A 25,326-nucleotide genomic window follows, 5' to 3' on the forward strand; every position below is an offset into this window, starting at 1 on the left:
TTCCTGACCCGCGCCGCGCGGCGGTTGTCCCTCTTGCAGAGGGGCGCGCGGGCGGATACCCCTGCGACCCATGCGGATCATCCGAGATTACACCTACACTACCCCTGACGACCGCGGCGCAAGCGCGGCCATCGGCAATTTCGACGGCGTGCATCTGGGTCATCAGTCGGTCATCGATCTGGCTCGCAAAGCGATACCGGACGCGCCGCTGGGCATCCTGACGTTCGAGCCGCATCCGCGCGAGTATTTCGCGCCCGAGGCCCCACCCTTCCGTCTGATGAGCCGGGAGGCGCGCGCGTCGCGTCTGGCGAAACTGGGGGTGGAGCGGCTCTATGAGTTGAACTTCAACGCGGCTTTGGCGTCACTGACCCCGGAGGAATTTGCCCGCAAGGTCATCTGCGACGGCCTGGGTCTGCGCCATGTGGTGGTGGGGGCTGATTTCTGTTTTGGCAAGGCGCGCGCGGGCACGGCAGAGGATCTGCAGCGTTTTGGCGCGGACATGGGATTTGGTGTGACAATCGCCCAACTGCTGGAGAATGGCGACGCCACCGTGTCTTCGACAGCGATCCGCACCGCGCTCAGCGAAGGACGCACGCGCGATGCGGCGGCGATGCTGGGGCATTGGCATCGGATCGAAGGCCCGGTGATCGGAGGCGAACAGAGGGGCCGCCAGCTGGGTTACCCGACCGCGAATATGTCGATTGACGGTCTGCATCCTCCGGCTTTTGGTGTCTATGCGGTTCTGGTGGATGTGCTCGATGGCCCGCACAAGGGCAAATACCACGGGGCCGCGTCCATGGGCGTGCGCCCGATGTTCGGGGTGAACAGGCCCAATCTGGAAACCTTCCTGTTCGATTTCTCGGGCGATCTTTACGGCGCGACCCTGTCGGTCGGGCTGGTGGAATTTTTGCGCCCCGAAGAAAAATTCGACAGTCTTGATGGGCTGATCGCGCAAATGGATGCCGATTGCCAGCGCGCGCGTGGGATCCTGAGCGCGCTATGAGTGATCCGATAGATCGCAGCGGATTGGCCAAACGCTTCTGGGAGAAGAAACGCTTTGACCAACTCTCCCCCCGCGAATGGGAAGCGCTGTGCGATGGCTGCGGCAAATGCTGCATGAACAAGCTGGAAGACGAGGATACCGGCGAAGTGGCGCTGACCAATGTGGCCTGCCGGCTTTTCGACGACAGCAGCTGCCGTTGCGCACAATATGACATCCGCCATCAGTTCGTGCCCGATTGTATCGTTCTGAAACCGGGCAATATCGAAAAGAACCTCTATTGGATGCCAGAAACCTGCGCCTATCGCCTGGTCTATGAGGGCAAGCCGCTGTTCGATTGGCATCCGCTGATCTCGGGAACGGCCGAGACAGTGCATCGCGCAGGTGTGTCCATGCAAAACGCCACCGTCCCCGAATTCGAAATCCCCGAAGACGATTGGGAAGATTATATCATCGAGGAGCCCGTTTAGATGTTTTTCGCCTCTGACAATTCCGGTCCCGTTCACCCCGAAGTGCTGGCCACCCTGGCCGAGGCGAATGACGGCTATGCCATGGCCTATGGCGCGGATGCGCTGATGGATGAGGTGCGCGAGAAAATCCGGGAGATTTTCGAGGCGCCCGAGGCGGCAGTTTATCTCGTGGCCACCGGCACGGCGGCAAATTCGCTGGCCCTGGCCACGCTGTGCCAGCCGTATCAGACGGTCTTTTGTTCACCGGTCGCCCATATCCACGAGGATGAGTGCAACGCACCGGAATTCTTCACCTCGGGCGCGAAGCTGACCCTTGTGCCCGGCGGCGACAAGATGACGGCTGAGGCCCTGCGCACGACCATCGCGGCGGAAGAAACACGTGGCGTGCATGGTCCCCAACGCGGTCCGGTGTCGATCACTCAGGTCACCGAACGGGGATCGGTCTATACGCTGGAAGAGCTTGAGGCGCTTTGCGGCGTGGCAAAAGAGTATGGCTTGCCGGTGCATCTGGATGGCGCGCGCTTTGCCAATGCGCTGGTGGCGCTGAACTGTTCGGCGGCCGAGATGACGTGGAAAGCCGGTGTGGATGCGGTCAGCTTCGGCGGCACCAAGAACGGGCTTATGGGGGTTGAAGCGGTTGTCTTTTTCGACCCGTCAAAGGCCCGGGAGTTCGAGCTGCGCCGCAAACGGGGTGCGCATCTCTTTTCCAAGCACCGGTATCTGTCGGCGCAAATGGCAGCCTATCTGCGTGACGATCTGTGGCTGCGCTCGGCGCGGATGGCGAATGACAATGCCAAACACCTGATCGACGGGCTGCGCGCCAAAGGGGCGGAGTTCCTGCACGAACCGCATGCCAATATGGTCTTTGCCGCTTTCCCGCGCGCCAAACATCAGGATCTGTTCGACAAGGGCGCGATGTATCACCTGTGGGGCGGCACGCTGGAGGGCGACCCGGACGAGATGCTGGCCTGCCGTCTGGTGTGCGACTGGTCCATCGGCCACGATCAGATCGACGCGTTTCTGGCCCTGCTCTGACAGGTCCTTCTTCTTGCTGAAAATACGGTGTCCCGACGATCACGCCGGGAGCGGCGCCTGAGCGAAAAGCGCGCGCAGATGGGCCGCCGTTTCTGCCGGGTGCGTGATGGGCAGCATATGCCCTGCGCCCTCGACCACATGGCTTTCCGCATTAGGCATACGGCGCGCGAGGCCGTCATTGATCACGCCGATCACCTCATGGGTATTGCTGCCCCGCATGAGCCGTGTGGGTGCTGTCAGTTGGGACATGCCACCCGGCTTCAGCAGCCCCATCCGGTCGTGGAAGATCGCGGCATCGCTGGCCACCACCACATGGATCGCGCGCACCATCGCGGCGCGGGTGGCTTCGGGCAGGTCTGGCCAGCGCGGGCTGGTGGGATCGGCCCACATCCGGTTGAAGAGCCGGGCCGCCTGAGTGATATCGCCTGCTGCGTAAAGATCGAAAAAGGGTTGCGCGTCGGCATTGTGCTTTTCAAGAGCCTCTGGTGCGTCAAGCGCTGCGACAGCGAAAAAGACCGGTTCGATCAGCGTGAGGGAGCGGACCAGATCGGGACGTTCCGCCGCCAGGCGCAGGGCAATGGTCGCGCCAAAGGAATGGCCCAGCAGATCCATCGGCCGATCAAAAAGCGCTCGTGCGCCCGCAGCCGAGACATCCTGGAAATCCCCGTCTGACGCTTTCCAATCCGCGCTGCGCCCGTGGCTGGGCAGGTCGATCGCGTGGATTGTAATGTCGTCGGGCATTTCACGCAGAAGACCGCGCCAGACACCGGAATGCGCCAGCGTGCAGTGAATTGCCAGCACATCGCGCGGGCCATCGCCCATGGTTGTTTGATAGACGGGCGGGCGTGCGTCGGTCATTGCATCTTTCACTGCGGATCAGCCTTTCATTTCGATCAGATGCGCCTCCAGATCCTCAAGCCTGTCCTGACCCCAGAAGCGCTGGTCGTCTTCGGTGATATAGAACGGCGCGCCAAAGACACCATGTTCCGCTGCGTCCTCAAGGTTGCGGGCATAGGTTTCGGCCCCTTGCAACAGCCCGCTATCGGCCAGCGACGGGTCAAACCCTGCCGAAGACAGGCAGTCGCGGATCACGTCATCCTGTGCGATGTCCTTTTCCTCGGCCCAGCAGGCGCGCGTAAAGCCATGCGCCAGTGCGCCCAGATCGCCACCGCCCGCGTTCTGCGCGGCGATGAAGGCGTAGGATGACGGCGCCGGGTTGGTGGGCCAATGGGCCGGATGCAGGTTGAAGGGCATACCCAGTTTCTTTGCCTGCCGCAGCAATTCCTGAGCACGGTATTCCTGCCGCGACGGGTGGCGATCTTTTGGCACCGTGCCCCCCGTGCGGGCAAAAAGCGCCACAAGATCGACCGGCTTATAGTGGATCGTGGCGCCAAGGCGGGCCGCAATCTCCTCCAGCCGCGTTCCGGCGAGATAGGTATAGGGTGAAATTGTCGCAAAATAGTAATCGATCTGAGCCATATCTTCGCCTTCCCCGGAGTGGAACTTTCCGGCACGGTAGTCACGTGCTAAGCGGTGTCAACGTCACGATTCTGTCATATGTCTGCGCTGCCACCCGGGGATTTCTGAATATGCCGCAAATGAACGAACCCAAGCTGATCGCTGGGAATGCCAACCGTCCGCTCGCTCAGGCCATTGCCCGCCGCATGTCGATGCACCGGGGTGTGAATGTGGGACTGGTCGATGCGCGGGTCGAGCGGTTCAATGATGGCGAGATCTTCGTCGAGGTGTTCGAAAACGTGCGCGGGGAGGATATGTTCATCATCCAGCCCACGTCGAACCCGGCCAATGACAACCTGATGGAGCTGTTGATCATGTGCGACGGGTTGCGCCGGTCTTCGGCCAGCCGGATCACCGCCGTGATCCCCTATTTCGGATATGCCCGCCAGGATCGCCGCACCAAGGCCCGTACGCCGATTTCGGCCAAGCTGGTGGCCAACATGATGGTCAGCGCCGGGGTAGAGCGAGTGCTGACGATGGATCTGCACGCAGCCCAGATCCAAGGATTTTTCGATATTCCGGTGGACAACCTTTACGCCTCCCCGATCTTTGCACTGGATATCCAGGCGACCTTCAAGGACCGGATGGCCGATCTGATGGTGGTGTCCCCCGACGTGGGCGGCGTGGCGCGCGCGCGCGAGCTGGCCAAACGGATCAATGCGCCGCTGTCGATCGTCGACAAGCGTCGGGAAAAGCCCGGTGAAGTGGCAGAGATGACCGTGATCGGTGACGTGAAAGACAAGATCTGTCTGATCGTGGATGACATGTGTGACACGGCCGGCACCCTGTGCAAAGCGGCGGAGGTGCTGTTGGAAAACGGCGCCAAGGAAGTGCATTCCTATATCAGCCACGGCGTGATGAGCGGCCCTGCGGTGGAGCGGGTTACCAATTCCGTCATGAAGTCGCTGGTGATCACGGACACGATCCAACCCACGGAAGCCGTCAAGGCTGCGCCGAATATCCGGGTGCTGCCGACGGCGCCGATCTTTGCCCAAGCGATCCTGAACATCTGGCACGGCACGTCCGTGTCGTCGCTGTTCGAAGCGGAAACGCTGACACCGGTTTACGAGAACCTCTTCGCGACGGCCTGATATCAGGCCATCCCGCTGTCCGGCCTTCAGGCTTTCAACAGGCGTTTCAGGCGGAACATTACCATATTCAGATAGACCGCCGGTTTTTCGACAAGGCGACGTTTGATCTGCGCCCAGCGTGACTGGTGATAGGAACGGTTTGTCACCGCCTCTATGTCGCTATCGAGACCGCTGACGCCGAATGGCGGCTCGAGAAGGGCATAGCCGATATCCTTTCGCGCATTCCACGCCCGCAGGAAAATGTCGTAAGGCGCGTTCATTGGAAATCCGTCTTTCAGCGCCATCTGGGCCCCCTGCCGCGACCACAAGATCGCATGGGCCCCGAATGAAAAGTAGTGCGACCGGCAAAGCTGGTTTCCATGTCCTCCAGCGACAGGGAACACAGCGGTATAAAGCTTGTGCGGGGGCGCACCCACGTCGATAAATCCCCAGCCACTAATTGCTGCATCGTCCAGCCGTGTCACAAGATCGGCCCAGATCGCTTCACCGCCCGGGCGGATCACAATATCGTCCTCAAGGATCAGCGCGTATCGCGCCTCTGTCTCCAGAAACCTCCGCAAAGCTTTGAAATGGCTGAGAAAGCAGCCGACTTCCCCGGCGGACAACTCGCGTCCGAAATAGGATTGCGTCTGCGCCTTGGAATAGTCGGGTTGAGCATCCAGATCCAGCAGGCGGCCGTTCACAGCCGGGATCCGCTCAAAAGTCAGGTCGATCTTTGACAGCTCTGCCCCAGCCAGTGCGATTCTGTCGGTTGAACCATCAAGGTTGATCAAAAAGCATTTAAGGTCTGACATGGAATGGCGTCTTGAACTGGGAATTTTGTCCTTGGCAGTACAGTACCCCAAAGCCATGAGAAAGCGAATAGAGGGGCCGAAGGCGACCTGGCGCAGACCCTTCTGCTCGACCGGTGCTGCAAACCGTCAGTACAGTTCCCATTCCTCGTCATCGGGCAATTCGCCGATGGCCATCCAGGCCACGCGAATACGCGCGACACGGCTGTCTTCCCAGGTGCGGAAAACGATCTTGAAGCCATTCTCGGTGATATCGCGCGCAGCCACATCGGTGCGGATCGAAGGCCCCGTCGCCAGATCCAGCAGAGACATCGCGCAGTGCACCACCGGCGGCTTGCGGTATTTCTGCGAAAACGCGACCGAGACCACGCGTTCGCGTTCGCCGGAGCCTGTCCACATCTCTCCGTCATTCTCGTAATCCGAGAACAGAACCAGGTCACCCTGGTCCACGCCGATCAGGTGGCTTGCTATGCGTTTCATCTTGTCTGCTCGGGTTTCTGTTTTCTGAGACAGTCGACGATAACTTGGGCAAAAATCAGGACAGAGGAAAGGGTTTTGCGCGCAATGAGGTGCCTGTTGGCATGTTTTGCCGCTTTTGCATGTTTTGACCAGTCTTTGACCAAAGGCCTGAATTCTGCTGCAATGGACCCCTCAAAATGAGGAGAGCGCCGATGCGACGTCTGGCTTTGATCCTGGTCTTTTTACCCAACATGCTTTTGGCGGACATGTTTATCTTCGGCGTGATCCATCGCCTTCCCGCGGTGCAGATTGACGCGACCCGGTTCGAGGTCATCGCGCGCGGCGGGCGCGTCGGCGCGCAGGATTACTGGTGCGCGGCTGGGCTTTTCGGGCTGTCACAAGGGCTGCGATCCAATACACGCGTGTATCTGGTTGCCCCCGTGGGCCCCAGCGTCATGCAACCCGGGCGCAAGGCGGTCCAGTTCACCTTCGATCCGCAAGCGGCCGGAGTGACGCCAATTGCGCCGCAGCTGACACTGTCGGTCAAGGCCGTGGGCGACAATATGAGCCTTGCTCTCGCCCGGCAATTCTGCGGGGACATGGAGGTTTTCGGGTTTTGAGAACGCCTCATCCGGGTTCCCCCACATGACCTGGGGTTTTTTGGACACGCGCGCTGGCGTCACAGCCGCCGAACTTGCAGCGTTCGAAGCCGGTGCCGGGATACGGTTTCCACCGCAATACCGGGCATTTCTAATGCGGCAGAATGGCGGCGGCCCGGATCGGATGATTGCCCCGGATCCGGGTGTTGGGCGGGATGTGTCTTGCTTTTTCCAGCTGTATCGTAGGGATCGGAGCGACCCTTTACCGGATCTGAACGGTAAAATCGGGCAGGAATTGCTGTGGATCGCCAATGACAGCGGCGGGGGCGTGTATGGCATTATCCATCAGGGCCAACGCTTTGGGCAGATTGTCTGGTTTGACCTGCCCCATTCCGAAGTCGATTGGCCCAAGGCTGAGGCATGCCTGGCTGTCAGTGACGGTTTCGACATGTTTTTCGCGTCGCTTCGGCCCATCTGAACAGAAAAAGCCCCGCCGACGGGGCAGGGCTTTTCCGATGAATGCGAGCGGTCGCGCTTAGAGCGACATATGGGTGCCCAGGGCTTCCATATCGGCCAGCAGTTTGACCGCATCGTCGACCAGGTTATCATCCGACGCTTTGGCGGTTTCGACGGCCGCGCGGGCCTCTTCCACCATGGCGTCCAGATCGGCGCGGGTCATTTCGCCTTTCGGCACGGCCTTTTCCGCCAGGACCGAGATACCGGACGCGCCGATTTCAGCGAAGCCGCCGAAGACGACATATTCCGATGTCTCACCGGGTGCTTCCACGGTCAGGATGCCGGGGCGCAGCGTGGTGATCAGCGGAGCGTGATCCGGCATCGCCGTCAGGTCACCGTCGGCACCGGGGATCTGGACCGCCTTGACCTCGAGCGAGGCGAGGCTGCGCTCGGGGCTGACGAGATCGAACTGGATAGTGTCTGCCATATTGGCCTCCGGTTCGGGAGAGGTGGGACAAGTCCCACCCTACCCTGTCTGATTAGGCTGCGTCGGCGGCCATTTTCTCGGCTTTGGCGATCACTTCGTCGATGCCGCCCACCATGTAGAAGGCGCCTTCGGGCAGGTGATCGTATTCGCCGGCCACAACCGCTTTGAACGACTTGATCGTATCTTCGAGCGGAACCTGAACACCGTCAGAGCCGGTGAACACTTTCGCCACGTCGAAGGGCTGCGACAGGAAGCGTTGGATCTTCCGGGCGCGGGCAACGGTCAGTTTGTCTTCTTCGCTCAGTTCGTCCATGCCGAGGATGGCAATGATGTCCTGCAGCGACTTGTAGCGCTGGAGGATACCCTGAACGTCACGGGCCACCTGGTAGTGCTCTTCACCCACGATCTGCGGATCGAGGATCCGGCTCGAAGAGTCGAGCGGGTCGACCGCCGGGTAGATGCCCAGCTCGGAGATCGCACGCGACAGAACGGTCGTGGCGTCGAGGTGGGCAAAGGTGGTGGCAGGCGCAGGGTCGGTCAGGTCGTCCGCAGGCACGTACACGGCCTGGATCGAGGTGATCGAACCTTTCTTGGTCGAGGTGATGCGTTCCTGCATCGCGCCCATGTCGGTGGCCAGCGTCGGCTGATAACCCACCGCCGAAGGAATACGGCCCAGAAGCGCCGACACCTCGGAACCCGCCTGGGTGAAGCGGAAGATGTTGTCCACGAAGAACAGAACGTCAGTACCCGACTGGTCGCGGAACTGTTCGGCCAGCGTCAGGCCGGTCAGCGCCACACGGGCACGCGCCCCCGGAGGCTCGTTCATCTGGCCATAAACCAGGGCCACTTGGCTTTCGGGCAGATTGTCGGGCTTGATCACGTTCGATTCAATCATCTCGTGATAGAGGTCGTTGCCCTCACGGGTCCGTTCACCCACACCCGCGAACACAGAATAGCCCGAGTGCACTTTGGCGATGTTGTTGATCAGTTCCATGATGAGAACGGTCTTGCCCACGCCGGCACCGCCGAAGAGGCCGATTTTACCGCCCTTCGAGTAAGGCGCCAGCAGGTCCACAACCTTGATGCCTGTCACCAGGATCTCGGATTCGGTCGACTGCTCTTCAAACTCGGGCGCGTCGGCGTGGATCGGACGCTTTTCGTCCGCCTCGACCGGGCCGCCTTCGTCCACGGGCTCGCCCACAACGTTCAGGATGCGGCCCAGGGTTGCGTTGCCCACGGGCACCATGATCGGACCGCCGGTGTCGGATACTTCCTGACCGCGGACCAAACCTTCGGTCGCGTCCATCGCGATGGTGCGCACGGTGCTTTCGCCCAGGTGCTGAGCAACCTCGAGAACCAGCTTCTTGCCGTTGTTGTCGGTTTCCAGCGCGTTCAGAATTTCAGGCAGGTGGTCATCGAACTGCACGTCGACGACGGCCCCGATGATCTGTGTGACTTTGCCTTTTGCGTTCGCCATGTTTCGTCTCCGGTTCTCTCTTACAGCGCTTCCGCGCCGGAAATGATTTCAATCAGCTCGTTGGTGATCACAGCCTGACGCGAGCGGTTGTATTGGATGGTCAGCTTGTCGATCATCTCGCCTGCGTTGCGGGTCGCGTTGTCCATCGCGGACATCCGCGCGCCCTGCTCGGATGCGCCGTTTTCCAGCAGACCAGCAAAAATCTGCGTGGCCACACCGCGCGGCAGCAGGTCGGCGAGGATCGCTTCCTCGTCAGGTTCGTAATCGTAAAGCGTGGATGCGCCTTCGTCCTCGCCAGTGTCTTCGAATTTGGCGGGGATGATTTGCAGGGCTTGCGGGTCCTGGCTCACCACGTTGACGAATTTCGAATAGAACAGTGTCGCCACATCGAAATCGCCCGCGTCAAAGCGTGCCAGCACATCCTTGGCGATGTTCTGCGCATCGGCATAGCCGACTTTCTTGACTTCGCTCAGGTCCACATGGCCCACGAAAGCATCGGCATAGTCACGCTTCAGCTGGTCGCGGCCTTTTTTGCCAACGGTCAGGATCTTAACCGTCTTGCCTTTGGCGCGCAGATCTTCCGCGTGGGTCTTGGCCTTTTTGACGATGTTGGTGTTGAAGCCCCCGCAGAGGCCCCGTTCCGACGTCATCACAACCAGCAGATGCACCTGGTCACTGCCGGTTCCGGACAGCAGCTTGGGCGCACTGTCGGAACCACCAACCGAGGCGGCCAGCCCTGCCATCACCGCGTTGAAGCGTTCGGCATAGGGGCGCGCCATCTCGGCAGCATCTTGTGCCCGCCGCAGTTTTGCGGCGGCCACCATCTGCATGGCCTTGGTGATCTTGCGGGTCGATTTGACTGACTCGATCCTGTTTTTCAGGTCCTTAAGACTGGGCATTGCCTCGTCTCCTTACGCGAAGGTCGATGCGAACTCGTCGAGGACGGCCTTCATCTTGTCCACGTTTTCACCCGATTTGAACTTGGGATCCTCGTCCGCGATCCATTTCAGGAAATCGGCTTTCTGATTGCGCAGGAAGGCCAGCAGACCTGCCTCGAACTTGCCGACTTCGCTGACGGGCAGCTTGTCGAGATAGCCGTTGGTGCCGGCGAAGATGACGCAGACGATTTCCGCGTTGGTCAGCGGCGAGTACTGAGGCTGTTTCATCAGCTCGGTCAGGCGCGCGCCGCGGTTCAGCAGCTGCTGGGTTGCCGCATCCAGGTCGGAGCCGAACTGCGCAAAGGCCGCCATTTCGCGATACTGAGCCAGCGACAGTTTCACCGGACCGGCGACCGAGGACATTGCGTCGGTTTGTGCCGACGAGCCCACGCGCGAAACCGACAGACCGGTGTTCACGGCAGGACGGATGCCCTGGTAGAACAGTTCGGTTTCCAGGAAGATCTGGCCGTCGGTGATCGAGATCACGTTGGTTGGAATAAAGGCCGACACGTCACCACCTTGGGTTTCAATGATCGGCAGCGCCGTCAGCGAACCCGCGCCATTGTCTTCGTTCAGCTTGGCAGACCGCTCCAGCAGGCGGGAGTGAAGATAGAACACGTCACCGGGATAGGCTTCACGGCCGGGCGGACGACGCAGCAGCAGCGACATCTGGCGATAGGCCACGGCTTGCTTGGAGAGGTCATCATAGATGATCAGCGCGTGACGGCCGTTGTCGCGGAAGTATTCGGCCATCGCAGTCGCGGCATAGGGTGCCAGGAACTGCATCGGCGCGGGGTCGGATGCGGTTGCAGCCACGACGATCGAATATTCAATCGCGCCGCTTTCTTCCAGTTTCTTCACCAGCTGCGCCACGGTCGAGCGCTTTTGGCCAACAGCCACATAGATACAGTAGAGCTTCTTGCTCTCATCATCGCCAGCGGCTTCGTTGTAGGACTTCTGGTTCAGCATGGCGTCCAGCGCCACGGCGGTTTTACCGGTCTGGCGGTCGCCGATGATCAGCTCGCGCTGGCCACGGCCGATCGGGATCATCGCGTCGACCGATTTCAGGCCGGTCGCCATCGGTTCGTGCACCGATTTACGCGGGATGATGCCGGGGGCCTTCACGTCGGCCACGCGACGCTCGGATGCGTCGATCGGGCCTTTGCCGTCCAGCGGGTTGCCCAGGCCGTCAACAACGCGGCCCAGCAGGCCGTCACCGGCAGGCACGTCCACGATGGAGTTGGTGCGCTTGACGGTGTCGCCTTCTTTAATGTCACGGTCGGAACCGAAGATCACGACACCCACGTTGTCGCTTTCCAGGTTCAGGGCCATGCCCTGAATGCCGCCGGGGAATTCAACCATTTCACCGGCCTGCACATTGTCGAGGCCATACACACGTGCGATCCCGTCGCCGACGCTGAGCACGCGGCCCACTTCGGCCACTTCGGCGTCTTGACCGAAGTTCTTGATCTGGTCCTTCAGGATCGCAGAAATCTCTGCTGCTTGGATACCCATTTATCCGACCTCTTTCATTGCATTCTGGAGGGAGTTGAGCTTGGCCTTGATCGAGGTGTCGATCATCTTCGAGCCCACTTTGACGATAAGGCCGCCAATGATACTTTCATCGACGGACGCTTGGATGGTGATGTTCTTGCCAAACTTCTCGGCCAGGGTCTTGGCCAGTTTGTCATTCTGAGCCTTGGTCAGGGCCTTCGCGCTGGTGACCTCGGCAGTAACCTCACCGCGGTGATCGGCGATCTTGGCGCGCAGGGCCTTGATCATCTGCGGCAGGACGAACAGGCGGCGCTTTTCAGCCATAAGGCCCAGCACGTTCTGCATCACCTGCACCAGACCCATTTTCTGGGCCAGCGCGGTCATTGCGGCTTTTTGTTCGGAACGCGCCAGGATGGGTGACGAAATCACCTCGCGCAGCTCGGGGCTGGCATCCAACGCGGCGCTGAGATCAGCAAGGCTTGCTTCAAGACCATCAAGGTCCTTGTTCTCTTGTGCGATTTCGAAAATCGCAGTGGCATAGCGATCGGCTATCCCCTCGGAAATCGAAGCTGGTTCGGACACGTCCACCCTTTCGATTGACTGGCCCCAACAGCAGCGTCGGGGGCGTGTGAAACAGCCCGGGCGTTTACCCGGGCGTCAAAATCAGGGAGCATGTAGCAGAGGGTTTCCAGCCTCGCAACATGGTATAGCGATAACGGTTTTTCGGACAAATCCTGTTGTTTCAGTCACTTAGCCAGAGTGCGACCGTTTGCGCGCCCAAAACCCGCGAAATTGGTTCACTTTTTTCGTCGGATTTTCGATTCCTTGCCCACCAGATGGGCGATTTCAGCGCCCTAAACCGGTTTCGCGACAGGCTTGGTCAATCCTTCCAGCACGCCAAGGGGTTTGGCAGCCTCTTTGCGTACGCGGGTGCCGCGCCGGTTATGGACGTGTTTGCTGACTTCGATGATGAAAACCCCACCCGCCATCACCGCGGGCATGCGCTGACCCATCTTCTCCATCAACGGTCCGGCTTTCAGCCAGAATTTCCGCCGCGAAGGCATTTGATACAAGACCGACATATGCCGTTCGACCGCGAAGTGATGTTTGCGCAGCTGGCTTTCCACCTGCCCCAGCGTATAGGGCCTGCCAAAACCAAAGGGCGTGCGGTCGCTCCGCGACCACAAACCGGCACGGTTGGGCACGATAAAGACCGCCCTTCCACCCGGCCCCAGGACGCGCCACGCTTCGTCCAACACGGCGGTGGGCTGTTCAGAGGTTTCCAGCCCGTGCATGACCACCAGCTTGTCGATATGGCCGGTTTCAATCGGCCAGGCGGTTTCCTCCATCAGGACCGACACATTGGGCATGTTCGCGGGCCAGGCCATCACCCCCTGCGGCCCCGGCATCAGCGCGATGACCCGCCGCGCATCAGGCAGGAACGGGCGCAACAGCGGCAAGGTAAAGCCAAAGCCCGCCACAGTCTGACCTTTGACATCGGGCCAAAGCTCGACCAGCCGACCCTGAAGGATCGTCTGCGCCGCACGGCCCAGCGTGCTGCGATAATAGAAGTTCCTGAGGTCCTGCACATCGAGATGCATTGCGACCGTCCTGCCTTTCCGCCAAGCTGGCGTTCCAAATCGCGCTCACCTTAGCAACGTAAAGGCGAAAATCCATGCCCCTTGAGATTGTGACCATCCCCTGCCTGTCGGACAATTATGCCTATCTGGTCAACGGGCCGGACGGGGTCGCGATTATCGATGCTCCGGAAGCCGCGCCGATTATTGCCGCGCTGGATGAACGAGGCTGGACGCCCGGGGTGATCATGCTGACCCATCACCATGCCGATCACACACAGGCGGTCGCCGAGTTAAGAGATAAATACGGCTGCATGGTGATGGGGCCAGAGGCGGAAAAGGACAAGCTTCCCCCGCTGGATATGGCTATGCCGGACGGCATGACAGGCGGCACCGGAGATGGGGAAATGCTGGTCATCGCCGTGCCCGGCCACACCCTGGGTCACGTGGCCTTCTATTATCCCAAGGGAAACGCGGTCTTCACCGCAGACAGCCTGATGGCGCTGGGATGCGGGCGCGTGTTCGAAGGCACGTATGATATGATGTATGACAGCCTGTCGAAACTGGCGGCCCTCCCGCCCGAGACGGTGGTCTATTCCGGTCATGAATACACCCAGGCCAATGGCCGCTTTGCGATCACCATTGAACCGGACAACGCGGCCCTTATATCTCGTATCAAGGACATCGATGCGGCGCGGTCCCGAAACCAACCGACCGTTCCGTCGCTTTTATCGCTTGAGCTGGAAACAAACCCCTTTCTGCGCGCAGGCGAGCCGTCCGTCAGCCGACATCTTCAGATGGAAGGTGCCGACCCTGCAGAGGTTTTCGCGGAAATCCGCACCCGCAAGGACAATTTCTGATGCCTAGCTCACGCGCAGTGTCACAACAGTAACAGGAAATGTGACCGGTATTTGTCAGAAAAGACTTGAAGCGGCCCGACGATAAACCAAACTCTAACCTATGAGGACAAAGATGGTCCCGGGCTGCGGCCCACAAGCCCACACTCCGGGGCCCAGACAGAAGGAGCACTGATCGTGCCTTCATTCTCGAGTACACTTGAGCAGGCAATCCACGCGGCATTGGCACTGGCCAATGAGCGCAGGCATGAATTCGCAACGCTGGAGCATCTGCTGCTGGCGCTGCTGGATGAACCGGATGCGACACGGGTGATGAAAGCCTGCAATGTCGACACCGACGAACTGCGCGCCACGCTGGTTGAATTTGTGGACGAGGATCTTTCGAACCTTGTCACCGACATTGATGGATCCGAAGCGGTGCCCACGGCCGCCTTCCAGCGCGTGATCCAGCGCGCGGCAATTCATGTGCAATCCTCCGGCCGGACAGAGGTGACAGGCGCCAACGTCCTGGTTGCGATTTTTGCCGAACGTGAATCGAACGCGGCCTATTTCCTGCAGGAACAGGACATGACCCGCTATGACGCGGTGAATTTCATCGCCCATGGCGTGGCCAAGAACCCGGCCTATGGGGAAAGCCGCCCCGTCTCTGGCGCTCAGGACAGCGAAGAAGATGCAGGCAGCCCGCAGGCGGACGCCGCAGAACAGAAAGAAAGCGCCCTTGGCAAATATTGCGTCGATCTGAACAAGAAATCGCGCGAAGGGGATGTGGACCCGCTGATCGGCCGCGCGGCCGAGGTGGAGCGCTGCATTCAGGTGCTGTGCCGCCGTCGCAAGAACAACCCGCTTCTGGTGGGTGATCCCGGCGTGGGAAAGACCGCGATTGCTGAAGGCCTGGCGCGCAAGATCGTGGCCGGTGAAACGCCCGAAGTTCTGGCCAACACCACGATCTACAGCCTGGATATGGGCGCGCTTCTGGCAGGCACCCGGTATCGCGGCGATTTCGAGGAACGGCTGAAAGCTGTCGTGACCGAGTTGGAAGAACACCCCGACGCGGTCCTGTTCATCGACGAAATCCACACCGTGATCGGTGCGGGTGCCACATCAGGTGGTGCGATGGATGCGTCGAACCTGCTGAAACCTGCCCTACAGGGCGGCAAGCTGCGCACCATGGGTTCGACCACCTACAAGGAATTTCGTCAGCATTTCGAAAAGGACCGCGCGCTGAGCCGCCGGTTCCAGAAAATCGACGTGACCGAACCGTCGGTGGATGACAGCATCAAGATCCTGAAAGGTCTGAAGCCCTATTTCGAGGATCATCACCGGGTGAAATACACCGCCGACGCGATCAAGACGGCGGTGGAGCTGTCCGCGCGCTATATCAATGACCGCAAATTGCCCGACAAGGCGATTGACGTGATTGATGAAGCTGGCGCCGCGCAGCATCTGGTTGCCGAAAGCAAACGCCGCAAGACAATCGGCACGAAAGAAATCGAAGCCGTCGTGGCCAAGATCGCGCGCATCCCGCCGAAAAACGTCTCCAAAGACGATGCAGAGGTTCTGAAAGATCTGGAAGGCAGCCTGAAACGGGTGGTCTTCGGTCAGGACAAGGCGATCGAGGCGCTGTCCTCGGCCATCAAACTGGCACGCGCCGGTCTGCGGGAACCCGAAAAACCCATCGGCAACTACCTGTTCGCAGGGCCAACCGGTGTGGGGAAAACCGAAGTGGCGCGCCAACTGGCGGACACTTTGGGCGTTGAACTGCTGCGCTTCGACATGTCGGAATACATGGAGAAACACGCCGTTTCGCGCCTGATCGGTGCCCCTCCGGGCTATGTCGGGTTTGACCAGGGCGGCATGCTGACCGATGGCGTCGACCAGCACCCGCATTGTGTGCTGCTGCTTGACGAGATCGAGAAGGCGCACCCGGATGTCTATAACATCCTGCTGCAGGTGATGGATCACGGCAAACTGACCGACCATAACGGCCGGACGGTGGATTTCCGAAACGTGGTGCTGATCATGACGTCGAACGCCGGCGCGGCGGAGCAGGCGAAAGAAGCCATCGGCTTTGGCCGCGACCGCCGCGAGGGCGAGGACACAGCCGCCATCGAACGCCAGTTCACGCCGGAATTCCGCAACCGTCTGGATGCGGTGATTTCCTTCGGCGCGCTGCCGAAAGAGGTGATCCTGCAGGTGGTGGAGAAATTCGTGATGCAGCTGGAAGCACAGCTGATGGATCGCGGTGTGACCATCGAACTGACCAAGCCCGCCGCCGAATGGCTGGCCGACAAGGGTTACGACGACAAGATGGGCGCGCGTCCGCTGGGCCGCGTCATTCAGGAGCACATCAAGAAGCCGCTGGCGGAAGAACTGCTCTTTGGCAAGCTGGCCAAGGGCGGTGTTGTCCGGGTCGGCGTCAAGAAGGGCGAGCTGGATCTGACGGTCGAAGGGCCGGGGAACCCGCGAATCTCGGGCGACAAGCCGCCGCTTCTGACCGCCGATTGATGCGCGCGGCGCTTGCCGCAACGTTTCTGTCGCTCGCCGGGCCTGCCCTGGCGAGCGATTTTTCTTTGGCCTTGCCGGTGGACTGCACGCTGGGTGAGACCTGTTACATCCAGCAATACATGGACCGCGACCCAGGCCCCGGCGCGCAGGATTTCACCTGTGGGACGCTGAGCTATGACGGCCATCGCGGAACGGATTTTGCCCTGCCAACGCGCGCGGATATGGAGGCGGGCGTGGATGTTCTGGCCGCAGCCTCGGGCACGGTTCTGGGCCGGCGCGACGGGGTGGAGGATGCGCCCTTTACCCCCGACCGGGCCGAAGAGATCGCAGGCCGGGAATGCGGCAATGGCGTTGTGCTGGATCATGGCGGTGGCTGGGTCACGCAATATTGTCACCTGCGCCGTGGCAGCGTCACGGTCGCACCGGGCCAGCGGGTCGAGGTCGGCCACAGGCTGGGCCAGATCGGAATGAGCGGCAAGACGGAGTTCCCGCATCTGCATCTGAGCCTGCGCAAGGATGGCGCGGATGTGGATCCGTTCGGACAAGCCCCCGAAGACCACTGCGACCTGTCCCCCACGGGCGATACCATGCTTTGGGCCCCGCCCCTGCCTTACGCGGCCGGCGGCATCCTCGATATCGGCTTTGCCGATGCCATCCCACGTTTTGACGACATCCAGGCGGGCAACGCGGATCGCGCGATCACGCCAAGCTCGCCCGCCTTCGTGATTTTTGCCTTTGCCTTTGGCAGCCGCGCGGGCGACCGGATGATCCTGACCGTGACCGGCCCGAAAGGCGAGCTGATCCGGCATGAGGTCACGCTTGAGCGCACGCAGGCGCAACTGTTCCGCGCAGCGGGGCGTCAGATGCGCAGCCCCTGGCCTGCCGGCACCTATGAAGGCATCGCCACGATGCTGCGCGGGGACACGGTGATCGACCAGGCGCGTGCGGTCATTCAGGTGGAGTAAGCGGGCTCAGCGTTCGGTCAGTTTCAACTCGATCCGCCGGTTCTGCGCACGCGCCTCCGCGGTATCGGCAGGGTTCAGCGGCTGAAATTCCCCAAATCCGTTCGCCGCAAGACGGTTAGGCGGAATGCCCAGATCGCTGACCATGTAACGCACGACCGACAGGGCACGGGCCTGGCTGAGCTCCCAGTTGTCGGCGAACTGGCCGAACCCGGACAAGGGTGTGTTATCGGTATGGCCGTCGACACGGATCAGCCAGTCGATATCTTCAGGGATGTCATCGGCGATGTCGCGCAGGATGCCCGCGATGCTTTCAATCTCGGCCCGGCCTGCGGCTGACAGATCGGCGCTGGCCGGGTCAAACAGCACCTCGGACGAGAACACGAAGCGGTCGCCCACGATGCGAACACGGTCCTGTCCGCTGAGAACCTCGCGCAGGCGGCCAAAGAATTCCGACCGGTACTGCTCAAGATCCTGGGCCTGGGCGGCCAGTTCGGCGGCCTCTTTCTCAAGCCGGATGCGTTCGGCCTCTTCCAGCTGGCGGCGGCGGCGTTCTTCTGCGGCCGCACGGGCCAAAGCCGCGTTCAGGTCAGAACCCAGACTTTCCAACTGGATCTGCGCGGCGGCATCGCGCGCTTCGGCATCATCCAACAATGCCTGGAGAGATCCCAGCTGCGTGCGCAGTGCCGCGACCTGCTGGTTCAGAAGCGCCATCTCGCGCTGCGCCTCGGCTGATGTGGCCTCCTCCTCCGACAGGGCGGCATTGGCGGCGGCCAGAAGCGCGGCGCGTTCTTCGGCGCGGGTCATCTGGCGCTCGGCCTCGGCCTGGGCCGCTTCCTGCGCGGCGAGGGCCGAGATCAGACGTTGACGCAAGGCGTCCTGATCGGACAGGGCCGTCTGCAGCTCTTCCGAGGTTGCTTCGGCCTGGGTCAGCGCCGCCAGAAGGCGCGCGTCCAGATCGTCACGCGCGGCCTCTGCCGCGGCCAGAAGGGTCAGCGTATCTTCCGCGCGCTGGCGCTGTTCTTCCAGCGCCAGGGTCATGGCTGTCAGTTCCGCGTCGGCGTTCTGCAGCCGCGCGCGCAGGGCTTCGGCGGCGGCGGCTTCGGCCAGGCGGGCGGCTTCCTCATCGCTTAGCTGGGTTTCCAGATCGCTGATACGGCTTTGCGCATCGGCCTTATCGGCCTGCAGATCTGCAACCAGCGCTTCCAGTGCCTCGCGCCGGGCGGCGGCAAGACGCGCGGCCTCGGCCTGCGCGTCGATTTCGGAGCGGGTCTGCGCAAGGGCCAGGTTCAGCGCCTCCTGTTCGCTGATCAGGCTGTCACGCTCGGCCTCTAGATCGGCAATTGTACCCAGCGCGCGGTCCTGATCGGCCAGAAGGGCCGCGACCTGCGCTTCGAAACTGGTGATGCGCGTCTGTGCGTCGGCCAGCGCGGCATCCTGTTCGGCGCGTTGGGCCTGAAGCGACGCGATCAGCGAGGATTGCTGTGCCAGTTCCGACTGCGCATCGCTGAGCGTGGCCGACAACGCGCCCACCCGGTCTTCCAACTGTTCGGCCCGGCGTTCTTCCAACCCCAAAGCGCGGGCCAATGCGGAGACTTCGGCGCTGAGCGCGTTCAATTCGTTTTCCTGCCCCGAGATCGTTTCGCGCAGCACGAATTGCACAATCATGAAGATCGTCAGCACGAACATCAAAACCAGCAGAAGGCCCGTCATGGCATCGACGAACCCGGGCCAGATCGACGCCTGAAAGCGCTGTCCTGTGCGCCGGGAAAGCGCCATGGCTTACCCCTCCTCGTTCGGGCGCAGGGGGCGCACGCGTCGCGGCTCGGATTTCGTATTGGCGAACATCTGCACCGCGCTTTCGATTTCCTTGTGCAGCACCGCCAGTGTTTCCTGACGACCTGCCGAGATCTCTTCCAGAATGCGCAGCATCTGCACGTCGATCGACCGCAGGCGCATGCGGCTTTCCGCGTCGATCCCGTCGCCGCCGGTATTTTCCAGCGCTTCGATCAGGCGTTCCTGACCGTCGACCATCCGGTTCAGCGCCTGGGCGGTATCCGCATCGCCCTCCATTTTCGCAACCAGCCCATTCATCGCGTCGGTCAGCTGACCCAAGCGGGTCTCCAGCATGCCCAGATTGACGTCCGATTGCGTGAACATCTGGGTCAGCGTGTCCATCTGCACGCTCATCTGATCCAGCACGGCGGCGACGGCGCTGGTGTCCTGCGTGCCCTCCTCGCCCGAGGCGAAGCCCACCCGCGTGATGGAGGACAGCCATTCCTCAAGCTCGCGATAAAAGCGGTTCTGGCCGTGGCTTGCAAAAAGTTCCAGCAGGCCGACGATCAGCGATCCGGCCAGACCCAGAAGCGAAGACGCGAAGGCAACGCCCATTCCACCCAGCTGGGATTCCAGTCCGGTCATCAGGCGGTTGAAGACCTCGACACCCTCTTCCCCCTCTTGCGGGGCCAGGCTGCGGATGGTGTCGACAACGGCCGGAACAGTGGTGGCAAGGCCATAGAACGTGCCCAGAAGGCCAAGGAAAATCAAAAGGTTGACGATATAGCGCGTGATTTCCCGCGCCTCGTCGATGCGCTGTGCGACGGAATCGAGGATCGACCTTGAAGAGGTCGCATTGATCTGCATCCGCGCGCCACGGGACCGCAGAAGACTGGCTAGCGGGGCCAGCAAGCGCGGCGCCTTCCCGTCAGGCGCGGTTTCGGTCGCGGCAAAGCTTTCGATCCAGCGTACCGACCCGATCAATGTGATCACCTGCCAGAAACAGGCCAAGACACCGATGATGAATACAAAAAAGATGAAGGAATTCAGGTATGGGTTCGCCTCGAACACCGGCAGCACGCGGGGCAAGGCCAGAAAGGCCCCGGCCCCGGACAGGCCCAGCACCAGCAGCATGGTCACGATCTGCCGGATCGGTTGTGAAAACTGAGGCCGCGCCTCACGGGTTGGGTTCACCATTGGCCCCTGCCTGAACCTCGTCTGCTCTGGGCGTCACAGTATCGTCAAAGCCCAGCGCCGCCAAGGTATTATGCCGTAATCTCCCGCACGCGGGCCGCCAGCCAGTCCAGATCCGGATCATGCAGCCCGATCTCGTGCAGATGAGAGGCTGTGTTGTACAGATATTCGGTGTTGGGACCCCTGCCCCCTACTGCATGGGCGATGATGTGGGCCTGGTCTTCCAACGGAAGGCCGCCGCAATATTGCACGTGGTCGGTATCGACCACATAGGTCACGGCGGTCACGGTGCGCCCATCTTCGAAATGAATTTCAAGATCGCGTTCGATATAGGCCGACGAGATCAGCTCGCGCTCGCGCAGATAGTCCAGCGTCTGGGCCTCGACCCCGGGCGCCACCCGCATGGCCATACCCCGGCAGCTGGCCCCGTCAACGGGATCAAGCGCAAGGACAAGGCCCGGTTTTTCTTCGGTGCCGCGATGATGGATCGAGGACATGCAGAAGGACCGCGCGTAGCCCGGCAGCGTGGCCACGCGCATCTCGGCCACGTCGAAACCGGGGTTCCACAGCAGCGATCCGTATCCGAATACCCACATGGTCATGGCGACTGGTCCTTCATTCCGTGGGCCTGTAAACACCAAACGCAAAGCTTGCGAAAGGGCATGCGGTGATTGGTCTTGTCAAATGGGTGCTTGGGGCTGTTCTGGCATGGTCGCTCTATTGGGCCGGGGCCGGATGGTGGATGCAATCGAACATCGCCAACTGGTTTGCGCTGCAAGAGGCGCGCGGATGGCAGGCCGATTACGCCGATCTGGGTCTGGGCGGCTTTCCCGCGCGCCATGTGACGACAATTGACGCGCCCGCGCTGGCCGATCCCGCGACGGGTACCGCCTGGCAGGCGCAACGGCTTGAGATCGACAGCCGCGCGATCTGGCCCGGCCACGTGACGCTGCGCTTTGCCGATGCGCCACAGCGTCTGTCCTATTTCGACCAGACGCTCATGCTGATGACCCAAGATATGGCTGCCGATCTGCGCCTGCATCCCGGTCTGGCGCTTGAGCTGGAGCATCTGTCGCTGACCTCGGGCCCCTGGTCGATGGAGGAAGAGGGCGAGCCGCTGGCGCGGGCGGACACGCTGGTACTGTCCAAAGCGCAGCAGCAAACGCCCGAGGTCTATGACATCACCCTGCGCGCCCAAGCCTTCGCCCCCGGCGAACGCCTGCGTCGCGTGGCCGAGATGACGCAGACATTGCCCGAAACCTTCGACACGCTTGAACTGGAAGCGACAATCACCTGGGACAAGCCCTGGGACCGTGGCGCGATTGAGACCGCGCGGCCCCAGCCCCGCCATGTGAAGCTGCGGCTCGCTGACGCGAAATGGGGTGCGCTGCGCCTGCTTGCGGCGGGGGAGTTTACCGTCGATCAGGCGGGCATTCCCGATGGCACGATTACGATCAAGGCCGAGAACTGGCGCGAGATGCTGGCGATTGCGCGCGAGGCCGGCGTGCTGCCCGAACAGGCTTACGGCCCGGCAGAGCGGACGCTGCGCATGCTGGAAGGGTTGGGCGGCAATCCCAATGCGCTGGATTTGCGGCTGAACCTGCGAGGCGGCGCGGTGGCGCTGGGGCCGATCCCGCTGGGCCCTGCCCCGCGTCTGGTCCTGCGCTAACGGCAGAACGGCCCGGACCGGTATTTTGCCGTGTCGAAATGGAAGTGATCGCGGTGGAAACGGTCGCTATCGGGGCCCAGAACAGTGCCGAAAGGCCCGCAGGCGGTGCGGTGCATCTTGCGCATCGCGGTGCGGAACCCGCGTGCGTCCCAATGGTTCAAGACGGTGATGACCTGCCCGTCATCCATCCGAAACCCGGAAATATCAATCGCGCGCCCCTTGCCATGTTCCGAAATGCGCGCGCCAGGCTGGTTGTTCCGCGTCCGGCAGGCGTAATGCGCCGCGACGCGCAATTCGACCAGCCGCCCCTTTGACCGCAAGGCGGGCTTGGCGCCGTTATTGACCCAGCGGTTCAGCGCCTTTGCGGTGTTGCAATCCATCAGGGCCTGTTGGCTCAGCGCCACGCCCGAGACGGATTTGACCCGCACCGCATCCTCGATCCCGCAACCGGGAATGCGACCGGGGACGAAACCGACGACCTCGCCCTGAATGTCGGTGCTTTCACACACCATGCCGCGCCGCGCCTGGCGTTTGCGCGACATGGCTTCGCGGATCACCGACGGGGGCCGAAGATTGGGGCGGAAGGACTGCACCGGAGCCAGCAGCGCAAGCGTGCCGCGGCTTGAAGCGGACGCGATCTGTTCTGAAACGGGCCGCGCCCTGGGCCGGACCAAGGGCTCAGTCGGCAGCAATACGATGCCTGGGTGGTTGAGGACGCGCGGTTGTGGGCGCAGCGATGTGTCCGGGGCCTTGGCCAGAACCGGGCTGACCAACAATACGGTCAGCAGGCCCAGCCAAGCCCGGCGCATCACTTGCGCGCCCCGCTGCGGCCGAAATCCGGTGCGTCGGTGTCCTGCCCGGCTTCCACGATGCCGCGGCGAATGGCGCGGGTGCGGGTGAAATAGGCATGCAGGTGATCACCATCGCCGGTGCGGATGGCGCGTTGCAGGGCAAAAAGCTCTTCGGTGAAGCGGCCCAGCACTTCCAAAGTCGCCTCTTTGTTGGTCATGAACACATCGCGCCACATCGTGGGATCACTGGCCGCGATCCGAGTGAAATCGCGAAACCCCCCGGCCGAGAATTTGACCACTTCCTTATCCGACACCCGCCGAAAATCATCGGCCACACCAACCATCGTGTAAGCGATCAGGTGCGGAATATGGCTGACCACGGCGCAAAGAAGATCGTGATGGCTGACCTCCATCCGTTCGGTGTTCGAGCCCAACCCGTGCCAGAATTCCTCAAGCCGGGCGGTCGCGGCTTCATCGGCTCCGTGGGGCACAATCAGGCACCAGCGGTTGTCGAACAATTCGGCAAAGCCCGATCGGGGGCCGGATTGTTCGGTACCGGCCATCGGGTGGGTGGGTACGAAATGCACACCGTCAGGAATATGCGGGCCGACCGCGTCGATCACGGACTGTTTAACCGATCCAACGTCGCTGACGGTCGCCCCGGGCTTCAGGTGCGGTGCGATGTCTTTTGCGACGGCCCCCATGGCACCAATGGGCACGCAAAGAACAACAAGATCAGCGCCTTGCACCGCCTCAGCCGCGCTGTCCACCACGCGGTCGCACAGCCCGATCTCGCGCGCGGTCGCGCGGGTTTCTTCGGACCGGGCAAACCCCACGACTTCATTGGCAAGCCCGGCGCGCTTGATCGCCCAATACATGGACGAGGCAACCAGCCCCAGACCGATCAGCGCGACGCGGTCATAGATCACACTCATGCCGCCCCCTTGAAGCTGCGCAGCGCATCCAGAACGCGCGTGTTGTCTTCGGGGCGGCCCACGGTGATGCGCAGCGCCTCGGGAAAGCCATAGCCTTTGACGATGCGCACAAGGATCCCTTGCGATTTCAGATAGGCATCGGCGGCCAGCGCCTCGGCCTCGTCGGCGAAGCGGGCCAGGACGAAATTGGCAAAGCTTTCGTCGCAGGCGATGCCCAACTGATGCAATCCGCCGGTCAGGCGCGCGCGCTCATCCGCATTCACCTCGCGGCACCGATCGACAAAGGCCTGATCGCGCACTGCGGCCTCGGCCCCGGCCAGCGCGACGCCCGACATATTGAACGGCCCGCGAATACGGTTGAGCACGTCGATGATCGCTTGCGGCGCATATCCCCAGCCCACGCGCAGACCGCCCAGGCCATAGATCTTCGAGAAGGTCCGCGTCATCACCACATTGTCGCGTTCCGCAACCATCGTCGCGCCGCCGTCATAGCCGTCGACAAATTCCGCATAGGCCCCGTCCAGCACCAGAAGGCACTGATCCGGCAGACCATTGGTAAGCCGTTCGACGTCCGACTGCGGGATCATCGTGCCGGAGGGGTTGGCGGGATTGGCAAAATAAACCAACCGCGTGGCCGGCGTGACGGCATCCAGCAGCGCATCGACATCGACGGTGCGACCATCTTCCGCCGCGACAACCGGGGTCGCCCCAGCCGCCAAAGCGATAATGCGATAGAGCGAGAAGCCGTGTTCGGGATACAGCACCTCATCCCCCGGCCCGGCATAGGCCATGGCCAGCAGCGTCAGGATTTCGTCCGAGCCGACGCCGATGATGATCTTCTCAGGATCCAGCCCATAGGTCTCGCCAATGGCTGCACGCAACGCGGCATGGTCGGTCGACGGATAGCGATGCGCCTTCTGCGCGGCCTTCGCAATGGCCTCCACTGCCTTGTCGCTTGGGCCGAACGGATTTTCGTTCGACGACAGCTTCAGCGGATCGTCGATCCCGTCGATATGCGATGCGCCCCCCTGATAGAGCGCGATATCCATGATCCCTGGTTGTGGCGTGATCATCTGTCTGGCTTTCCCTTGTTGCAGCCGGGTTTACCCTTGCCTTGCGGTGGTGACCAGCCTCAAGCACAGGCATTTGGGCCGGAGCATGTCAAAAAGATGGTCACGCCCATTTCAACTAAAGCCGTCTGTTGCATGTCAGCACTAGCCGCCCGGTTGTCTTTGGGGTTAGAAG

At 61.6% G+C, this 25,326-nt stretch carries 26 protein-coding genes; 10 read left to right on the forward strand and 16 right to left on the reverse strand.

Features of this window, described 5'->3' with window-relative positions:
- Nucleotides 1–70 precede the first annotated feature (70 nt).
- From TR61_RS03940 to TR61_RS03950, 3 genes are read left to right on the forward strand one after another with little or no spacing between them, the layout of a single operon-like run.
- The gene (locus TR61_RS03940; protein WP_050928268.1) at nt 71–1,003 is read left to right on the forward strand and encodes a bifunctional riboflavin kinase/FAD synthetase; all 933 of its coding nucleotides are present in this window, start codon (nt 71–73) and stop codon (nt 1,001–1,003) included.
- Entirely contained in the window at nt 1,000–1,470 is a 471-nt protein-coding gene (locus tag TR61_RS03945; RefSeq protein ID WP_050928269.1) for a YcgN family cysteine cluster protein, read from the forward strand. Before TR61_RS03940 ends, TR61_RS03945 begins: the two co-directional genes overlap by 4 nt.
- Nucleotides 1,471–2,505 (forward strand): threonine aldolase family protein, encoded by a 1,035-nt coding sequence (locus tag TR61_RS03950; RefSeq protein WP_050928270.1) that lies wholly within the window; start codon nt 1,471–1,473, stop codon nt 2,503–2,505.
- A gap of 39 nt (nt 2,506–2,544) precedes the next feature.
- Here TR61_RS03950 and TR61_RS03955 read toward each other — a convergent pair whose 3' ends face one another.
- Both TR61_RS03955 and TR61_RS03960 read right to left on the reverse strand, forming a co-directional pair.
- Nucleotides 2,545–3,363 carry an alpha/beta fold hydrolase gene (locus tag TR61_RS03955; RefSeq protein ID WP_050928271.1) on the reverse strand — a complete coding sequence of 273 codons (819 nt, stop codon included), beginning with the start codon at nt 3,361–3,363 and terminating at the stop codon, nt 2,545–2,547.
- Nucleotides 3,364–3,381: 18 nt separating this feature from the next.
- Entirely contained in the window at nt 3,382–3,984 is a 603-nt protein-coding gene (locus TR61_RS03960; RefSeq protein ID WP_050928272.1) for a 2-hydroxychromene-2-carboxylate isomerase, read from the reverse strand.
- Between the two features lie 110 nt (nt 3,985–4,094).
- On the opposite strand from TR61_RS03960, the gene TR61_RS03965 reads away from it, so the two are divergent.
- Complete coding sequence (locus TR61_RS03965; protein WP_050928342.1) at nt 4,095–5,114, forward strand: ribose-phosphate pyrophosphokinase; 1,020 nt, start codon at nt 4,095–4,097, stop codon at nt 5,112–5,114.
- Between the two features lie 26 nt (nt 5,115–5,140).
- Here the strand turns inward: TR61_RS03965 and TR61_RS03970 are convergent, their stop codons facing one another.
- Both TR61_RS03970 and TR61_RS03975 read right to left on the reverse strand, forming a co-directional pair.
- Nucleotides 5,141–5,908, reverse strand: a complete 768-nt coding sequence (locus TR61_RS03970) for a glycosyltransferase family 25 protein (protein ID WP_050928273.1) — start codon at nt 5,906–5,908, stop codon at nt 5,141–5,143.
- A gap of 126 nt (nt 5,909–6,034) precedes the next feature.
- Nucleotides 6,035–6,385, reverse strand: a complete 351-nt coding sequence (locus TR61_RS03975) for an H-type lectin domain-containing protein (RefSeq protein WP_050928274.1) — start codon at nt 6,383–6,385, stop codon at nt 6,035–6,037.
- A gap of 191 nt (nt 6,386–6,576) precedes the next feature.
- Between TR61_RS03975 and TR61_RS03980 the strand changes: the two genes are divergently transcribed.
- Both TR61_RS03980 and TR61_RS03985 read left to right on the forward strand, forming a co-directional pair.
- On the forward strand, nt 6,577–6,984 hold the full coding sequence (locus TR61_RS03980) for a hypothetical protein (RefSeq protein ID WP_050928275.1): 408 nt from the start codon (nt 6,577–6,579) through the stop codon (nt 6,982–6,984).
- A 25-nt stretch (nt 6,985–7,009) separates the two neighbouring features.
- The gene (locus tag TR61_RS03985) at nt 7,010–7,441 is read left to right on the forward strand and encodes an SMI1/KNR4 family protein (RefSeq protein WP_050928276.1); all 432 of its coding nucleotides are present in this window, start codon (nt 7,010–7,012) and stop codon (nt 7,439–7,441) included.
- Nucleotides 7,442–7,498: 57 nt separating this feature from the next.
- Here the strand turns inward: TR61_RS03985 and TR61_RS03990 are convergent, their stop codons facing one another.
- From TR61_RS03990 to TR61_RS04015, 6 genes are all read right to left on the reverse strand, one after another.
- On the reverse strand, nt 7,499–7,906 hold the full coding sequence (locus TR61_RS03990) for a F0F1 ATP synthase subunit epsilon (RefSeq protein ID WP_050928277.1): 408 nt from the start codon (nt 7,904–7,906) through the stop codon (nt 7,499–7,501).
- 52 nt (nt 7,907–7,958) lie between these two features.
- Nucleotides 7,959–9,383, reverse strand: a complete 1,425-nt coding sequence (atpD, locus tag TR61_RS03995) for a F0F1 ATP synthase subunit beta (protein WP_050928278.1) — start codon at nt 9,381–9,383, stop codon at nt 7,959–7,961.
- A gap of 20 nt (nt 9,384–9,403) precedes the next feature.
- Nucleotides 9,404–10,282, reverse strand: coding sequence for a F0F1 ATP synthase subunit gamma (locus TR61_RS04000; protein WP_050928279.1), 879 nt, complete (start codon nt 10,280–10,282; stop codon nt 9,404–9,406).
- 12 nt (nt 10,283–10,294) lie between these two features.
- On the reverse strand, nt 10,295–11,836 hold the full coding sequence (atpA, locus tag TR61_RS04005; RefSeq protein ID WP_050928280.1) for a F0F1 ATP synthase subunit alpha: 1,542 nt from the start codon (nt 11,834–11,836) through the stop codon (nt 10,295–10,297).
- Nucleotides 11,837–12,397, reverse strand: a complete 561-nt coding sequence (locus TR61_RS04010) for a F0F1 ATP synthase subunit delta (RefSeq protein ID WP_050928344.1) — start codon at nt 12,395–12,397, stop codon at nt 11,837–11,839.
- Nucleotides 12,398–12,669: 272 nt separating this feature from the next.
- Complete coding sequence (locus TR61_RS04015; protein ID WP_050928281.1) at nt 12,670–13,416, reverse strand: class I SAM-dependent methyltransferase; 747 nt, start codon at nt 13,414–13,416, stop codon at nt 12,670–12,672.
- Nucleotides 13,417–13,490: 74 nt separating this feature from the next.
- Between TR61_RS04015 and gloB the strand changes: the two genes are divergently transcribed.
- From gloB to TR61_RS04030, 3 genes are all read left to right on the forward strand, one after another.
- Nucleotides 13,491–14,252 carry a hydroxyacylglutathione hydrolase gene (gene gloB / locus TR61_RS04020; RefSeq protein WP_050928282.1) on the forward strand — a complete coding sequence of 254 codons (762 nt, stop codon included), beginning with the start codon at nt 13,491–13,493 and terminating at the stop codon, nt 14,250–14,252.
- A 174-nt stretch (nt 14,253–14,426) separates the two neighbouring features.
- Nucleotides 14,427–16,754, forward strand: a complete 2,328-nt coding sequence (gene clpA, locus TR61_RS04025; protein ID WP_050928283.1) for an ATP-dependent Clp protease ATP-binding subunit ClpA — start codon at nt 14,427–14,429, stop codon at nt 16,752–16,754.
- Complete coding sequence (locus TR61_RS04030) at nt 16,754–17,719, forward strand: M23 family metallopeptidase (protein ID WP_050928284.1); 966 nt, start codon at nt 16,754–16,756, stop codon at nt 17,717–17,719. The genes clpA and TR61_RS04030 overlap by 1 nt, the downstream gene beginning before the upstream one ends.
- Before the next feature lie 6 nt (nt 17,720–17,725).
- Here the strand turns inward: TR61_RS04030 and TR61_RS04035 are convergent, their stop codons facing one another.
- From TR61_RS04035 to TR61_RS04045, 3 genes are all read right to left on the reverse strand, one after another.
- On the reverse strand, nt 17,726–19,495 hold the full coding sequence (locus TR61_RS04035) for a peptidoglycan -binding protein (RefSeq protein ID WP_050928285.1): 1,770 nt from the start codon (nt 19,493–19,495) through the stop codon (nt 17,726–17,728).
- 3 nt (nt 19,496–19,498) lie between these two features.
- The gene (locus TR61_RS04040; protein WP_050928286.1) at nt 19,499–20,689 is read right to left on the reverse strand and encodes a biopolymer transporter ExbB; all 1,191 of its coding nucleotides are present in this window, start codon (nt 20,687–20,689) and stop codon (nt 19,499–19,501) included.
- A 68-nt stretch (nt 20,690–20,757) separates the two neighbouring features.
- Entirely contained in the window at nt 20,758–21,288 is a 531-nt protein-coding gene (locus TR61_RS04045) for a gamma-glutamylcyclotransferase (RefSeq protein ID WP_050928287.1), read from the reverse strand.
- 65 nt (nt 21,289–21,353) lie between these two features.
- Here TR61_RS04045 and TR61_RS04050 point away from each other — a divergent pair, with 65 nt between their 5' ends.
- Entirely contained in the window at nt 21,354–22,355 is a 1,002-nt protein-coding gene (locus TR61_RS04050; RefSeq protein WP_050928288.1) for a DUF2125 domain-containing protein, read from the forward strand.
- On the opposite strand, the gene TR61_RS04055 is transcribed toward TR61_RS04050, so the two are convergent.
- The 3 genes from TR61_RS04055 to hisC are packed head-to-tail and all read right to left on the reverse strand — an operon-like array spanning nt 22,352 to nt 25,154.
- On the reverse strand, nt 22,352–23,164 hold the full coding sequence (locus tag TR61_RS04055; RefSeq protein WP_050928289.1) for an extensin-like domain-containing protein: 813 nt from the start codon (nt 23,162–23,164) through the stop codon (nt 22,352–22,354). The two genes, TR61_RS04050 and TR61_RS04055, sit on opposite strands and share 4 nt — an antisense overlap.
- Entirely contained in the window at nt 23,164–24,081 is a 918-nt protein-coding gene (locus TR61_RS04060; protein ID WP_050928290.1) for a prephenate/arogenate dehydrogenase family protein, read from the reverse strand. The genes TR61_RS04055 and TR61_RS04060 overlap by 1 nt, the downstream gene beginning before the upstream one ends.
- Complete coding sequence (gene hisC, locus TR61_RS04065) at nt 24,078–25,154, reverse strand: histidinol-phosphate transaminase (RefSeq protein WP_050928291.1); 1,077 nt, start codon at nt 25,152–25,154, stop codon at nt 24,078–24,080. Before hisC ends, TR61_RS04060 begins: the two co-directional genes overlap by 4 nt.
- Between the last annotated feature and the right edge of the window lie 172 nt (nt 25,155–25,326).

Source organism: Aestuariivita boseongensis (genome assembly GCF_001262635.1).
Taxonomy (GTDB): Bacteria; Pseudomonadota; Alphaproteobacteria; order Rhodobacterales; family Rhodobacteraceae; genus Aestuariivita; species Aestuariivita boseongensis.